Below are 13,785 nucleotides of genomic sequence, written 5' to 3'. Positions count from 1 at the left end.
GCAAGCGCCGGCCCGCGCACCCACCCCGCCCGGCCCCGACGGGGCCGCGCCTACGCCAGCCCGGCCCGCCGCAACGCGTCGGCCATCGCCCCGTTGGCGGGAGCAGGCGCAGCGGACTGTCCCTTCCCTCCGGAACGCCCCTGCTGCCGCTGCTTCGGCGGCCGACCCCCCTGCCGCTCCCCGCGCTGCCCCCGCTGCTCCCCCTGGGGCGCGGCCTCGTCGTCCAGCCGCAGCGTCAGCGAGATCCGCTTCCGGGGGATGTCCACGTCGAGCACCTTCACCTTGACGATGTCCCCAGGCTTCACCACGTCCCGCGGGTCCTTGACGAACGTCTTCGACATGGCCGAGACGTGCACCAGCCCGTCCTGGTGAACACCGACGTCGACGAAGGCGCCGAAAGCGGCCACGTTGGTCACCACACCCTCGAGCACCATCCCGGAGACCAGGTCGGAGATCTTCTCGACCCCCTCCTTGAAGACGGCGGTCCTGAACGCGGGACGCGGGTCCCGCCCCGGCTTCTCCAGCTCCTTCAGGATGTCGCCCACGGTCGGCAGACCGAACGTCTCGTCCACGAACTCCTGCGGCCGCAGCGACCGCAGCACTCCCGTGTTCCCGATCAGCGCGGCGACCTCCGTCCCGGAGGACTTCACCATCCGCCGCACCACCGGATACGCCTCCGGGTGCACACTCGACGCGTCCAGCGGATCGTCGCCGCCGCGGATCCGCAGGAAGCCCGCACACTGCTCGTACGCCTTCGGACCGAGCCGCGACACCTTCTTCAGCTCGCCCCGCGACCGGAACGGACCGTTGGAGTCCCGGTGCGCCACGATGTTCTCGGCGAGTCCGGAGGTGATGCCGGAGACCCGCGCGAGCAGCGGCGCCGACGCGGTGTTGACGTCCACGCCCACGCCGTTCACACAGTCCTCCACCACCGCGTCCAGCGAACGCGACAGCTTCACCTCGGACAGGTCGTGCTGGTACTGGCCGACCCCGATCGACTTCGGGTCGATCTTCACCAGCTCGGCCAGCGGGTCCTGGAGCCGGCGCGCGATCGACACCGCGCCGCGCAGCGACACGTCCATGTCGGGCAGCTCCTGGGAGGCGAAGGCGGAGGCCGAGTACACGGAGGCGCCCGCCTCGGACACCATCACCTTGGTCAGCTTCAGCTCGGGGTGCCTGGTGATGAGTTCACCGGCGAGCTTGTCGGTCTCGCGGGACGCCGTGCCGTTGCCGATCGCGATCAGCTCGACCGCGTGCTCCTTCGCCAGCCGCGCCAGCCTCGCGATCGCCTCGTCCCACCGGTTGGCCGGGACGTGCGGATGGATCACGTCCGTGGCGACGACCTTGCCGGTCGCGTCCACCACGGCGACCTTCACGCCCGTACGGAAGCCGGGGTCGAGGCCGAGCGTCGCGCGCGTGCCGGCGGGGGCGGCGAGCAGCAGGTCCCGCAGGTTCGCGGCGAAGACCCGCACCGCCTCGTCCTCGGCCGCCGTGCGCAGCCGCAGCCTCAGGTCGATGCCGAGATGCACCAGGATGCGGGTGCGCCAGGCCCAGCGGACCGTGTCGCCCAGCCACTTGTCGGCCGGCCGCCCCTTAGGGGCGATCCCGAACCGGCCCGCGATGATCCCCTCGTACGAGGACGGCCCGTCCGTGGGCTCCTCGGGCTCCAGGACGAGGTCGAGGACCTCCTCCTTCTCGCCGCGCAGCATCGCCAGGATCCGGTGCGAGGGCAGTTCGGTGAACGGCTCGGCGAAGTCGAAGTAGTCGGAGAACTTCGCGCCCGCCTCCTCCTTGCCGTCGCGCACCTTCGCGGCCAGCCGCCCGCGCACCCACATGCGCTCGCGCAGCTCGCCGATCAGGTCGGCGTCCTCGGAGAACCGCTCGGTGAGGATCGCCCGCGCGCCGTCCAGGGCGGCCTGCGGATCGGCGACCCCCTTGTCGGCGTCCACGAACGCGGCGGCCGCGGCGAGGGGCTCGACGCCCGGATCGCCGAGCAGCCCCTCCGCCAGCGGCTCCAGACCCGCCTCGCGCGCGATCTGCGCCTTGGTGCGCCGCTTGGGCTTGTACGGCAGATAAACGTCCTCCAGGCGCGCCTTGGTCTCCGCGCCCCGGATCCGCGCCTCGAGCTCGTCGGTCAGCTTGCCCTGCTCGCGGACCGACTCCAGGATCGCCGTCCGACGCTCCTCCAGCTCCCGCAGATAGCGCAGCCGCTCCTCGAGCGTGCGCAGCTGCGCGTCGTCGAGCATCTCGGTCGCTTCCTTGCGGTAGCGGGCGATGAAGGGCACGGTCGAACCGCCGTCGAGCAGTTCCACCGCGGCCCTCACCTGCCGCTCCCGTACGCCGAGCTCCTCGGCGATCCTGCCTTCGATGGACCCTGTGAGGGGTGTCGTCACGTTCCCGTACCGCCTTCTCCACTGAGGTTGCGCGGCAATTGTGGCAGGTGACGCCGACAACCGGGGATCAGGGCGGCGACTGGCCCGGGGACCGCACGGGCGGCGTCAGGCCCGGTGGCCCCGGGCGGTGGACGAGGCCCCGCCGAAGAGCCTGGCGAGCGCCCGGAACGGCAGTGTCACCACGGTGGCGACGGCCCCGCCGATCTGGCGCAGGACATCCGCGACGGCACGGAACATGAGTCTCCCCTTTCGTCTGCCGGCCTTTCCGGCCGGACTCCGGAAGTACTGCGTATACCTCGCCGGCGCCTCACCATGCGCACCGTCCGGGCATGGCAGGAAAGGCGGGGAACCCGTCGTTGCGGCCGTACCGGGCACTGCCGAGAATCGACGGCATGGCGCAGCGAACCGTTCTCGTCGTCCTCTTCGACGGCGTGCAGAGCCTCGACGTCACCGGTCCCGTGGAGGTCTTCGCGGGCGACGAGCACGCCCGGGCCGTCCAGCTGCTCACCGAGTACGACCCGCAGCCGCCCTACGACGCCGGCTCCCCGCGGAAGGCGCCCGCGCACCTCGTCGAGGAGTTCCGGGTGAAGAGCCGCTTCATCCTGACGTAGCCGCGCTCCACGTGAAGCGCGGCGGCCGGCGCTCCAGGAACGCGGCGACGCCCTCCGCGGTGTCGCCGCTCTCCCGGGCCCGCCCGTCCCAGTACGCGTCCCGGTCGGTGCGGCCGTTCGCGAACTCCTTCGCCGCCGCCTGCGTCAGCTGCGAGCGGGACGCCAGAACCCGGGCGAACTCCGCGACCCGCTTGCCCAGTTCGCCCCCGGGCAGCACCTCGTCCACCAGGCCGGTGCGCAGCGCCCGCCCGGCATCGATCAACTCACCCGAGAACAACAGGTACTTGGCGGTGGCCGGACCGACCAGGGACACCAGCCGCCGGGTCGCGGAGGCCGGGTAGACGAGGCCGAGCTTCGCCGGGGTCACTCCGAACCGCGCCCCCTCCTCGGCGAACCGCAGGTCGCAGGCCGCAGCCAGCTGGGCCCCGCCGCCCACGCAGTGCCCGCGGACCGCCGCCAGGGTCGGTCCGGGGAAGGCGGCGAGCGCCTCCTCCGCCGCCACGGCCAGCCGCTGCGCCTCGAGCGGCGACCCCCGGAGCGTGGAGATGTCGGCGCCGGCGCAGAACGTCCCGCCCTCACCGGTGAGCACCAGCACCCGTACGTCCGGGTCGGCCGCCAGCGTCTCCAGCAGCGGCGGCAGGGAACCCCACATCGCGGCCGTCATGGCGTTGCGCTTCGCCGGATTGCGGATGACGACCGTGGCGACGTGCTCGGTGACGCCGTGCAGCACCTGGGGTTCCATGCGCCGGATGCTATCCGCCCGGGCCGGCGTCCCGACCGGCGGGGACTCCACCCGGCGGGGGACGGGCGGACGGCGGAGACTGGGAGAGGGGGACGGGAGCGAGGAGGCAGTCATGGCCAGGTCCACCACACCCCGGGGCGAGGCCGCGAAACTGAGCCGCGGCTTCAGCTGGCTCGCCGTACTCGGCGTGATCCTGGTCGTCGCGGGCCTGGTCGGCCTGATCTACACCGGCCTCGCCACCCTGACCTCGATGGTGCTGTTCGGCTGGCTGCTGCTGATCGGCGGCCTGGTCGGACTGCTGCACGCCGTCCAGGCGCGGCACACCAACTTCTTCTGGCTCGGCGTGGTCGTCGCGGCCCTGAACATCGCGGCCGGCGTGGTCGTCCTGAAGACACCCGAGGCGTCGGCCGAGGCGCTCGCCATGTTCGCCGCGCTGCTGTTCCTCACCGGCGGGCTGTTCCGCCTGGTCGGCAGCCTGGTGGTGCGCGGGCCGCAGTTCGGCTGGACGCTGGTGCAGGGCGCCTTCGGACTGCTCCTCGGCGTCCTGGTGCTGGGCAACTGGCCCAGCACCAGTCAGTACGTCATCGGCACGTTCCTCTCCCTCTCCCTGCTCTTCGACGGGCTCGGTCTGATCGCCACCGGCTACGGCGGGCGCCGGATCGTCGGCATGGTCTCCGACCGGCTGGCCGGTGAGGAGACCGCGCGGGCGCCGGGGGAGGGGCCGCGCGGCGGCCACCGGGCCGCCAAACCCGTACAGCCCGAATAGTTCGCCGATCCGGCACGGGGCGGACCGGAACGGTCACACGAGGGGCCTGGTCGTGCACGGGCGGTCGGAAACGCTCGATATCCGCTGACTTCTGTTCAGGGTCGAGGCGGGGAGCCGAGCGGTGCCAACACTCGACGTGTGGTGACAATCGAGCGTGAGAGCGGCGATCCGCTGCCGTACGAAGGTGTCTGGCGGTTCACCGCCCCGGCCGTCGACGCCTCGGTCCCGCAGGCCCGCCACGCCGTGCGGGACCTGCTGCTGCGCCAGGGCGTACCGGTCGCGGACGAGGTCGTGCAGGGACTGCTGCTGATCGTCTCCGAGCTGGTCACCAACGCCGTGCGGCACGCGGCGCTGCTGTCCCCGACGCTCGCCGTCGAGGTCGCCGTCGGCGCCGAGTGGGTCCGGGTGTCCGTGGAGGACGACCACCCCTACCGGCCCACCGCCCTGGAGACCGACCACGGCCGCACCGGCGGCCGCGGACTGCTCCTGGTGCGGGAGATCACCCGCGAGGCGGGCGGAGCGTGCGACGTCGAGCACACCGCCGCCGGCGGCAAGGTGATCCGGGCCGTCCTGCCGCTCAAGCCCTCGTGGATCCCCTAGCCGGTCTCCCGGTTCACCAGCCCGCCGAGGGGCCCGTCAGTTCGCGGACCGCCGGGCGGGCCGCGTCCAGGACGGTCGGGAACCAGGCCGAGAAGGCGTCCTCGGCGTGCCGCTCCGCCAGCTCCGCCGGGGTCACGAACGCCGTGGACGCCACCTCCTGCGGATCCGGTCGCGGCGGCGACTGCACCATGCCGACGAAGAGGTGGTTGTACTCCTGCTCCACCAGGCCCGAGGCCGGGTCCGGGTGGTTGTAACGGACCGTGCCGGCCTCGGCGAGCAGCGACGGGGACACGCCCAGCTCCTCGAAGGTGCGCCGGGCCGCCGCCGCGAACGGCGCCTCACCGGGGTAGGGGTGGCCGCAGCAGGTGTTGGACCACACGCCGGGGGAGTGGTACTTGCCCAGCGCCCGCTGCTGGATCAGCAGCCGCCCGCGCTCGTCGAACAGGAACACCGAGAACGCCCGGTGCAGCCGCCCCGGCGGCTGGTGGGCGGCGAGCTTCTCCGCGGTGCCGATCGTCACGCCGTCCTCGTCGACCAGTTCCAGCAAAATCGGCTCGGCGGCGCCGCTCGACGGGCTGTTCGTCGCGGTGGCAGGTGTGATCGGCATACCCATCCTTCACTCGGTCTTCGCGTCCCCAGTCTGCCGCACGAATCCGGCACTCCCGGCACTCCTTGACGGGCCCGCATGTCCCGGGGCCGTCCCCACGGGGGCGGAGGGCTGTGTTCCCCGGCGCACCGGCGCGCGGCGGCGCGTCCGGCCCCGTCCTCATGGCAGAGGCGCGCCTCCTAATGGCAGAGGCGCGCCTCGTGCTCCGCGTGCCCGCCGGGCTCCAGCTGGAAGGTGCAGTGCTCCACGTCGAAGTGGGCGCCCAGACAGTTCTGCAGCTCGTGCAGCATCTTCTCGTGCCCGATGGCGTTCAGGACGTCGGAGCTGACCACCACGTGCGCGGAGAGCACCGGCATCCCCGAGGTGATGGTCCAGGCGTGCAGGTCGTGCACGTCCTCCACGCCGTCCGTGGCCAGGATGTGCTCCCGCACCCGCCGCATGTCGACGCCCTTGGGCGCGGCCTCCAGGAGCACGTCCAGGGTCTCGCGCAGCAGCTTCCAGGTCCGGGGCACGATCATCACCGCGATCACCAGGGAGGCGATCGGATCGGCGGCCGTCCAGCCGGTGGTCAGGATCACCAGCGAGGCGAGGATCACCGTGACGGAGCCGAGCGCGTCCGCCGCCACCTCCAGGAAGGCGCCGCGCACGTTCAGGCTCTCCTTCTGCCCGCGCATCAGCAGAGTCAGCGACACCAGGTTGGCGGCCAGACCGATCACACCGAACACCATCGCCAGGCCGCCGTCGGTGCCGGCCGGGGTGACGAACCGCTCGATCGCCTCGTAGAGCACGTAGCCGCCGACGCTGAGCAGGAGCAGACAGTTGGCCAGCGCCGCCAGGATCTCCGCGCGGGCGTAGCCGAAGGTGCGGTGCTCGCTCGCCGGGCGGTTCGCGAAATGGATCGCGAGCAGCGCCATGCCCAGGCCCACGGCGTCCGTCGCCATGTGGGCCGCGTCCGCGACCAGGGCGAGCGAGTCCGCCAGCAGGCCGCCGACGATCTGGACCACCATGACTCCGAGCGTGATCGCCAGCGCCACCCGCAGCCTGCCGCGGTACGCCGCGCTCGCGGTGCCGCCGGCGGGCGCGCCGTGCGCATGCCCGTGATCGTGCCCAGCCCCCATGAAAGGTTCCTTCCCGTGACCCCGTCCGGGTCACAGTGAACTACGGGGAGGGGGTATCCGCAACGCGGCACTGAACACCGTTGTCATCTGCTCTGACCTGCGTAAACGATGCGCAGGTCAGGGGGTGGGCAGGTGCCGCGCGCCGCTCAGCGGCCGTGGTGCAGCCGCCACCCCCGCCACGCCGAGTCGATCATCTCGCGCACCGAGTGCCGGGCGGTCCAGCCGAGCCGCTCGGCCGCGCGGGCGGCCGACGCCACCGCGCGGGGCGCGTCGCCGGGACGGCGGCCCTCGACGAGGGGGGCCCGGGTGTCGCCGGTGACCTCGCCGATGACCGTGATCAGCTCGCGCACCGAGACGCCCTCGCCGCGGCCGATGTTCACCGTCAGGTCTCCCGTGACGTCGCCCTCGGACAGCCTGCGGGCCGCCGCCAGGTGCGCCTCCGCCAGGTCGGCCACGTGGACGTAGTCGCGGACGCACGTGCCGTCCGGCGTCGGATAGTCGTCGCCGAAGACGCGCGGGGCCTCGTCGCGGGTGAGCCGGTCGAAGACCATCGGCACGATGTTGAAGACACCGGTGTCGGCCAGTTCCGGCGCCGCCGCCCCCGCCACGTTGAAGTAGCGCAGGCACACCGTGTCGATGCCGTGCGCCCGGCCCGCCGCCCGGACCAGCCACTCACCGGCGAGCTTGGTCTCGCCGTAGGGGTTCGCCGGGGCGCAGGGGGCGTCCTCCGTGATGAGGTCCACACCGGGGTCGCCGTACACGGCCGCGGAGGAGGAGAAGACGAAGCGCTCGATCCCGGCGCCGGCGACGGCGTCCAGGAGCGTCGCGAGGCCGCCCACGTTCTCCTGGTAGTACCGGGTCGGCTGCGTCACGGACTCGCCGGCCTGCTTGCGCGCGGCGAGATGCACCACTCCCGTCACCCCGTGCTCCGCGCACACCCGCTTCAGCAGCTCGCCGTCCAGCGTCGAGCCCTTGACCAGCGGGACGTCGGCGGGCAGCCGCGTCGGCACTCCGGCCGAGAGGTCGTCCAGCGCCACGACCCGTTCCCCGGCACCGGTCATGGCCCGCGCCACATGTGCCCCGATGTAACCGGCCCCGCCGGTGATCAGCCATGTCATGGTGGCCCACCCTATGTCGAGCGGACCCGGCGGTCCCCCATGTGGGGATTCGAGCCGAATGTCCGCTGTGGTGCGACGGTTTGTGGACGGGGCCCCGCATCACCGATGATGATCACGGCGACGGCGCGCGGGCGAACCGTGCCGATCCAGTCGTCGAACGGGCGGTGAACGCGGGCTTCCGGGCATCCGATAACCTCTGCCGACATGCCGCCCGGGGACCCGTACGGGTGCCTCATCGTGTACATGACCGGCGTCGACGCGTCGGCACCCAGGGAGTGAGATTCGGTTGTCGACCGCCATCCTCACCGGCCAGCCGGTCCCCGGTTCGTCACTCGAGGGCGATCTGCGCTCCCTCGGATTCGACGTACGGACCGCGGCCGGCGCCGCCGAGGCCGAGGCCCTGCTCGCCGCGGTGCCCGCGGGGCAGCGGGTCGCCGTGGTCGACGCCCGCTTCGTGGGCCACGCGCACGCGCTGCGCCTCGGCCTCACCGACCCCCGCTTCCCGCTCTCCGCGGTCCCCGGCGCCGTCACCGCCCAGCCGGCCGGCCGCCAGGCCCTGAGCCGCGCGCTGGCCCGCGAGAGCTCCGCGGCCCCCGCCGGGCCGGCCGGCGGCGCCACCCTGGCCGACGGCCTCGCCGACCGCGTCGTCACCGCCCTCGACGCCGACGGCGCCGGCGTGCACCGCCCCGAGCTCGGCAGCCTCGTCGCCACCGTCCCCGGCGACCCCCAGACCCGCAACGAGGCCCGGCAGGCCGTCGCCGCCGTCGACGACGAGGCCGTACGCCTGAAGTCGGCCGTCAAGGCCCGCGACGGCTTCTTCACCACCCACTTCATCAGCCCGTACTCGCGCTACATCGCCCGCTGGTGCGCCCGCCGCGGACTGACCCCCAACCAGGTCACCACCGCCTCCCTGCTCACCGCGCTCATAGCCGCGGCCTGCGCCGCCACCGGCACCCGCGGCGGCTTCGTCGCCGCCGGCGCGCTGCTCATCGCCTCCTTCGTGCTGGACTGCACCGACGGCCAGCTCGCCCGCTACTCCCTGCAGTACTCCACCCTCGGCGCCTGGCTCGACGCCACCTTCGACCGCGCCAAGGAGTACGCCTACTACGCCGGCCTCGCCCTCGGCGCCGCCCGCGGCGGTGACGACGTATGGGCCCTCGCCCTCGGCGCGATGGTCCTGCAGACCTGCCGGCACGTGGTCGACTTCTCCTTCAACGAGGCCAACCACGACGCCACCGCCAACACGAGCCCCACCGCCGCCCTCTCCGACAGGCTCGACAGCGTCGGCTGGACGGTCTGGGTGCGCCGCATGATCGTCCTGCCCATCGGCGAACGCTGGGCGATGATCGCCGTCCTCACCGCGCTCACCACCCCCCGGATCACCTTCTACGCCCTACTCGTCGGCTGCGCCTTCGCCGCGACGTACACCACCGCGGGCCGCGTCCTGCGCTCGCTGACCCGCAAGGCCCGCCGCACCGACCGGGCGGCGCAGGCGCTCGCCGACCTCGCCGACTCCGGCCCGCTCGCCCAGGCCCTCACCGGCCCGCTGAGGCGTCCCGCACGGCGGCTGCCCGGCTTCACCGCCCCCGCCGCCGCCCTGCTCGGCGGTCTCGCGGTCGTCGCCACGGCCGTGCTCACCGGCTTCGGCGGCCCCTGGACGACCGTCGCCGCCTGCGGTTACGTCCTGACCTCCGCCCTCGCCGTCGCCCGCCCCCTCAAGGGCGCCCTCGACTGGCTGGTCCCGCCGTTCTTCCGCGCCGCCGAGTACGGCACCGTCCTGGCGCTGGCGGCCGACGCGGACGTGAACGGAGCCCTGCCCGCGGCCTACGGCCTGGTGGCCGCGGTCGCCTACCATCACTACGACACGGTCTACCGCATCCGCGGCGACGCGGGCGCGTCCCCGCGCTGGCTGGTGCGGGTGATCGGGGGGCACGAGGGCCGCACGCTCGCGGTCGCCGTCCTGGCGGCACTGCTCACCGCCTCACAGTTCACGGTCGCGCTCACGGTCCTCGCCGTGGCCGTGGCCCTGGTGGTGCTCGTCGAGAGCATCCGCTTCTGGGCGTCCGCAGGGGCGCCCGCCGTACACGATGAAGGAGAACCCGCATGATCGGCCTCGTGCTGGCGGCCGGCGCCGGACGGCGTCTGCGCCCCTACACCGACAGCCTTCCCAAGGCGCTGGTGCCGGTGGGGCCCGCGGGCATAGAGGGCGAACCGACGGTCCTGGACCTCACCCTCGGCAACTTCGCCGAGATCGGTCTGACCGAGGTCGGGGTGATCGTCGGCTACCGCAAGGAGGCCGTGTACGAGCGCAAGGCGGCCCTGGAGGCGAAGTACGGCCTCAAGCTCACCCTCATCGACAACGACAAGGCCGAGGAGTGGAACAACGCCTACTCCCTGTGGTGCGGCCGTGACGCCCTCAAGGACGGCGTGATCCTCGCCAACGGCGACACCGTGCACCCGGTCTCCGTCGAGCGGACCCTGCTCGCCGCCCGCGGCGAGGGCAAGCGGATCATCCTCGCCCTCGACACGGTCAAGCAGCTCGCCGACGAGGAGATGAAGGTCGTCGTCGACCCCGCCAAGGGGATGACGAGGATCACCAAGCTGATGGACCCCGCCGAGGCCACCGGCGAGTACATCGGCGTCACCCTCATCGAGGGCGACGCCGCCGCCGACCTCGCCGACGCGCTGAGGACCGTGTGGGAGGCCGACCCGCAGCAGTTCTACGAGCACGGCTACCAGGAACTGGTGAACCGCGGCTTCCGGATCGACGTGGCGCCGATCGGCGACGTCGAGTGGGTGGAGATCGACAACCACGACGACCTCGCCCGCGGACGGGAGATCGCGTGCCAGTACTGACCCGGCTGATCCCCTCGCCGGTCGTCGTGGACATCCGCCCGGGCGCCCTCGACGACCTGGGCTGCGTGCTCGCCGACGAGCGCATCTCGCAGTCCGGCCGGCTGGCCATCGCCGTCAGCGGCGGCTCGGGCGCCCGGCTGCGCGAGCGGATCGCGCCCTCGCTGCCCGGCGCCGACTGGTACGAGGTCGGCGGCGGCACCATCGACGACGCGGTCCGGCTGGCGGGCGCCATAAAGGCCGGCCGCTACGACGCGGTCGTGGGCCTCGGCGGCGGGAAGATCATCGACTGCGCCAAGTTCGCGGCGGCGCGCGTCGGCCTGCCCCTGGTCGCCGTCGCCACCAACCTCGCGCACGACGGCCTCTGCTCGCCGGTCGCGACCCTCGACAACGACGCCGGCCGCGGCTCGTACGGCGTGCCGAACCCGATCGCGGTCGTCATCGACCTCAACGTCATCCGTGAGGCCCCGGTCCGTTTCGTGCGGTCCGGCATCGGCGACGCCATCTCCAACATCTCCGCGGTCGCCGACTGGGAACTGGCCCACCGGGTCAACGGGGAGAAGATCGACGGCCTGGCCGCCGCCATGGCCCGGCAGGCCGGCGAGGCGGTGCTGCGGCATCCGGGCGGGGCCGGCGACGACGGCTTCCTGCAGGTGCTGGCCGAGGCCCTGGTCCTCACCGGCATCGCCATGTCCGTGTCGGGCGACTCCCGCCCCTCCTCCGGCGCCTGCCACGAGATCAACCACGCCTTCGACCTGCTCTACCCCAAACGGGCCGCCGCCCACGGGGAGCAGTGCGGACTGGGCGCCGCCTTCGCGATGTACCTGCGCGGCGCCCATGAGGAATCGGCCCACATGGCCGAGGTGCTGCGCCGGCACGGGCTCCCGGTGCTGCCGGAGGAGATCGGATTCACGCCGGACGAATTCGTCCGGGCCGTCGAGTTCGCCCCGGAGACCCGCCCCGGACGCTTCACCATCCTCGAACATCTCGACCTGAAGACCGAACAGATCAAGGACGTCTACGCCGACTATGTCAAGGCCATCGGTAGCTGAACTCCGTCCGGTCGTGCACCCCCCGGGGGTCAAGGACCGGCGCAGCGGTGAGCACTGGATGGGGCGCCTCTACATGCGCGAGGTGTCCCTGCGGGTGGACCGCTACCTGGTGAACACCAGGATCACCCCCAACCAGCTCACGTACCTGATGACCGTCTTCGGCGTCCTCGCGGCCCCGGCGCTGCTGGTGCCGGGGATCACGGGGGCCGTCCTCGGCGTGGTCGCCGTCCAGCTGTACCTGCTGCTGGACTGCGTCGACGGCGAGATCGCCCGCTGGCGGAAGCAGTACTCGCTCGGCGGCGTCTACCTCGACCGGGTCGGCGCCTACCTCACCGACGCGGCCGTCCTGGTCGGCCTCGGCCTGCGCGCCGCCGACCCGTGGGGATCCGGACGGATCGACTGGCTCTGGGCCTTCCTCGGTACCCTGGCCGCGCTCGGCGCGATCCTGATCAAGGCCGAGACCGACCTCGTCGGCGTCGCCCGCCACCAGAACGGGCTGCCGCCGGTGAAGGAGGCCGCCGCCGAGATGCGCTCCTCCGGCATGGCGCTGGCCCGCCGGGCCGCCGCCGCGTTCAAGTTCCACCGCCTCATCCTCGGCATCGAGGCGTCCCTGCTGATCCTGGTGCTCGCGATCGCGGACGCGGCCCGGGGCGACCTGTTCTTCACCCGCCTGGGCACCGCCGTCCTGGCCGGCATCGCCCTGCTGCAGACCCTGCTGCACCTGGTGTCCGTCCTCGCCTCCAGCAGGCTGAAGTGAGCGCCGGCATGAAGGTCGGCGCGGTGATCATCACCATGGGCAACCGCCCCGACGAGCTGCGCGCCCTGCTGGACTCGGTCGCGAAGCAGGACGGCGACCCGGTCCGGGTCGTCGTCGTCGGCAACGGCTCGCCCGTCCCCGAGGTCCCCGAGGGCGTACGCACCGTCGAACTGCCGGAGAACCTCGGCATCCCCGGCGGCCGCAACGTCGGCATCGAGGCCTTCGGTCCCGGCGGCACCGACGTCGACGTCCTGCTATTCCTCGACGACGACGGCCTGCTCGCCGGCCACGACACCGCCGAGCTGTGCCGCGAGGCCTTCGCGGCCGACCCGGCGCTCGGCATCATCAGCTTCCGCATCGCCGACCCGGAGACCGGGGTCACCCAGCGCCGCCACGTGCCCCGGCTGCGCGCCTCCGACCCGATGCGCTCCTCCCGCGTGACCACCTTCCTCGGCGGCGCCAACGCCGTGCGCACCAAGGTCCTCGCCGAGGTCGGCGGACTGCCGGACGAGTTCTTCTACGCCCACGAGGAGACCGACCTCGCCTGGCGGGCCCTCGACGCCGGCTGGATGATCGACTACCGGTCCGACATGGTGCTGTACCACCCGACCACCGCCCCCTCCCGGCACGCGGTCTACCACCGCATGGTCGCCCGCAACCGGGTCTGGCTGGCCCGCCGCAACCTCCCCGCGCTCCTGATCCCGGCCTATCTGGGCGTCTGGATGCTCCTCACCCTCCTGCGCCGGCCCTCGCGCCCCGCGCTGAAGGCGTGGTTCGGCGGATTCCGGGAGGGCTGGGCCACCCCCTGCGGACCCCGCCGGCCCATGAAGTGGCGTACGGTGTGGCGGCTGACCCGACTGGGCCGGCCCCCCGTCATCTGACAAGCTCGTATCCGGGAACATCGGGGCCGTACCCAGGCTCCCCGGCTCATGCCAGGCCCTGCGGGCCGGGCATCTCGAGGACGAAAGTTTTCCACTAGTGAGTGAGACCACGCACGACGGCACGGTCGCGGTCACCGCGTCCGTGCCGCCCGACGAGGGCCTGCCGGCGGACCGGCTCGCCGCCAAGTACGGCCTCACGGTCAGCGGTGCCCGGCCGTCCCTCGTCGAGTACGTCCGTCAGCTCTGGGACCGGCGGCACTTCATCCTCGCCTTCTCCCGGGCGAAGC

At 72.7% G+C, this 13,785-nt stretch carries 13 protein-coding genes and 2 pseudogenes; 9 read left to right on the top strand and 6 right to left on the bottom strand.

What is annotated here, in order from left to right; all coding sequences use genetic code 11:
• Positions 1-50 precede the first annotated feature (50 nt).
• Positions 51-2,393, bottom strand: a complete 2,343-nt coding sequence (locus ADK41_RS12955) for a Tex family protein (RefSeq protein ID WP_030818728.1) — start codon at positions 2,391-2,393, stop codon at positions 51-53.
• A gap of 105 nt (positions 2,394-2,498) precedes the next feature.
• Positions 2,499-2,630, bottom strand: coding sequence for an LPFR motif small protein (locus ADK41_RS43900; RefSeq protein WP_267883134.1), 132 nt, complete (start codon positions 2,628-2,630; stop codon positions 2,499-2,501).
• A 233-nt stretch (positions 2,631-2,863) separates the two neighbouring features.
• Between ADK41_RS43900 and ADK41_RS42495 the strand changes: the two are divergent.
• A pseudogene (locus tag ADK41_RS42495) lies at positions 2,864-3,004 on the top strand (DJ-1/PfpI family protein); the annotation flags it as partial.
• Here ADK41_RS42495 and ADK41_RS12945 read toward each other — a convergent pair.
• Positions 2,991-3,746 (bottom strand): enoyl-CoA hydratase/isomerase family protein, encoded by a 756-nt coding sequence (locus tag ADK41_RS12945; protein WP_030818725.1) that lies wholly within the window; start codon positions 3,744-3,746, stop codon positions 2,991-2,993. The pseudogene ADK41_RS42495 and the gene ADK41_RS12945 sit on opposite strands and share 14 nt — an antisense overlap.
• 112 nt (positions 3,747-3,858) lie before the next feature.
• Here ADK41_RS12945 and ADK41_RS12940 point away from each other — a divergent pair, with 112 nt between their 5' ends.
• On the top strand, positions 3,859-4,512 hold the full coding sequence (locus ADK41_RS12940) for an HdeD family acid-resistance protein (protein ID WP_030818723.1): 654 nt from the start codon (positions 3,859-3,861) through the stop codon (positions 4,510-4,512).
• Positions 4,513-4,650: 138 nt separating this feature from the next.
• Positions 4,651-5,112 carry an ATP-binding protein gene (locus ADK41_RS12935; protein ID WP_030818721.1) on the top strand — a complete coding sequence of 154 codons (462 nt, stop codon included), beginning with the start codon at positions 4,651-4,653 and terminating at the stop codon, positions 5,110-5,112.
• 13 nt (positions 5,113-5,125) lie between these two features.
• Here the strand turns inward: ADK41_RS12935 and idi are convergent, their stop codons facing one another.
• The 3 genes from idi to galE form a co-directional block, all read right to left on the bottom strand.
• Positions 5,126-5,719 carry an isopentenyl-diphosphate Delta-isomerase gene (gene idi / locus ADK41_RS12930; RefSeq protein WP_030818720.1) on the bottom strand — a complete coding sequence of 198 codons (594 nt, stop codon included), beginning with the start codon at positions 5,717-5,719 and terminating at the stop codon, positions 5,126-5,128.
• 179 nt (positions 5,720-5,898) lie between these two features.
• Positions 5,899-6,837, bottom strand: coding sequence for a cation diffusion facilitator family transporter (locus ADK41_RS12925; protein ID WP_030818718.1), 939 nt, complete (start codon positions 6,835-6,837; stop codon positions 5,899-5,901).
• Between the two features lie 146 nt (positions 6,838-6,983).
• Entirely contained in the window at positions 6,984-7,955 is a 972-nt protein-coding gene (galE, locus tag ADK41_RS12920; protein WP_030818716.1) for a UDP-glucose 4-epimerase GalE, read from the bottom strand.
• Positions 7,956-8,241: 286 nt separating this feature from the next.
• Here galE and ADK41_RS12915 point away from each other — a divergent pair, with 286 nt between their 5' ends.
• The 6 genes and pseudogenes from ADK41_RS12915 to ADK41_RS12890 all read left to right on the top strand — a co-directional run.
• Positions 8,242-10,062: a DUF5941 domain-containing protein gene (locus ADK41_RS12915; RefSeq protein WP_030818714.1), complete on the top strand. Its 1,821-nt coding sequence runs from the start codon at positions 8,242-8,244 to the stop codon at positions 10,060-10,062.
• Positions 10,059-10,811, top strand: a complete 753-nt coding sequence (locus tag ADK41_RS12910) for a sugar phosphate nucleotidyltransferase (RefSeq protein ID WP_030818712.1) — start codon at positions 10,059-10,061, stop codon at positions 10,809-10,811. The genes ADK41_RS12915 and ADK41_RS12910 overlap by 4 nt, the downstream gene beginning before the upstream one ends.
• Entirely contained in the window at positions 10,799-11,860 is a 1,062-nt protein-coding gene (locus tag ADK41_RS12905; protein ID WP_030818710.1) for an iron-containing alcohol dehydrogenase family protein, read from the top strand. Before ADK41_RS12910 ends, ADK41_RS12905 begins: the two co-directional genes overlap by 13 nt.
• Positions 11,838-12,617, top strand: coding sequence for a CDP-alcohol phosphatidyltransferase family protein (locus tag ADK41_RS12900; protein ID WP_167353469.1), 780 nt, complete (start codon positions 11,838-11,840; stop codon positions 12,615-12,617). The genes ADK41_RS12905 and ADK41_RS12900 overlap by 23 nt, the downstream gene beginning before the upstream one ends.
• 8 nt (positions 12,618-12,625) lie before the next feature.
• Positions 12,626-13,498, top strand: coding sequence for a glycosyltransferase family 2 protein (locus tag ADK41_RS12895; protein ID WP_030818706.1), 873 nt, complete (start codon positions 12,626-12,628; stop codon positions 13,496-13,498).
• 97 nt (positions 13,499-13,595) lie between these two features.
• Positions 13,596-13,785 (top strand): annotated as a pseudogene (locus ADK41_RS12890) (ABC transporter permease); the annotation flags it as partial.

The sequence above is a fragment of the Streptomyces caelestis genome (assembly GCF_001279005.1).
GTDB lineage: Bacteria > Actinomycetota > Actinomycetes > Streptomycetales > Streptomycetaceae > Streptomyces > Streptomyces heliomycini.
Note: the sequence above shows the minus strand (reverse complement) of the source record. Positions and strands in the feature narration are given on the sequence as shown.

Coding starts and splice junctions, on each gene's coding strand:
- ADK41_RS43900 (WP_267883134.1), bottom strand. CDS start 2,630: ATGTTCCGTGCCGTCGCGGATGTCCTGCGCCAGATCGGCGGGGCCGTC.
- ADK41_RS12945 (WP_030818725.1), bottom strand. CDS start 3,746: ATGGAACCCCAGGTGCTGCACGGCGTCACCGAGCACGTCGCCACGGTC.
- ADK41_RS12940 (WP_030818723.1), top strand. CDS start 3,859: ATGGCCAGGTCCACCACACCCCGGGGCGAGGCCGCGAAACTGAGCCGC.
- idi (WP_030818720.1), bottom strand. CDS start 5,719: ATGCCGATCACACCTGCCACCGCGACGAACAGCCCGTCGAGCGGCGCC.
- ADK41_RS12925 (WP_030818718.1), bottom strand. CDS start 6,837: ATGGGGGCTGGGCACGATCACGGGCATGCGCACGGCGCGCCCGCCGGC.
- galE (WP_030818716.1), bottom strand. CDS start 7,955: ATGACATGGCTGATCACCGGCGGGGCCGGTTACATCGGGGCACATGTG.
- ADK41_RS12910 (WP_030818712.1), top strand. CDS start 10,059: ATGATCGGCCTCGTGCTGGCGGCCGGCGCCGGACGGCGTCTGCGCCCC.
- ADK41_RS12900 (WP_167353469.1), top strand. CDS start 11,838: ATGTCAAGGCCATCGGTAGCTGAACTCCGTCCGGTCGTGCACCCCCCG.
- ADK41_RS12895 (WP_030818706.1), top strand. CDS start 12,626: ATGAAGGTCGGCGCGGTGATCATCACCATGGGCAACCGCCCCGACGAG.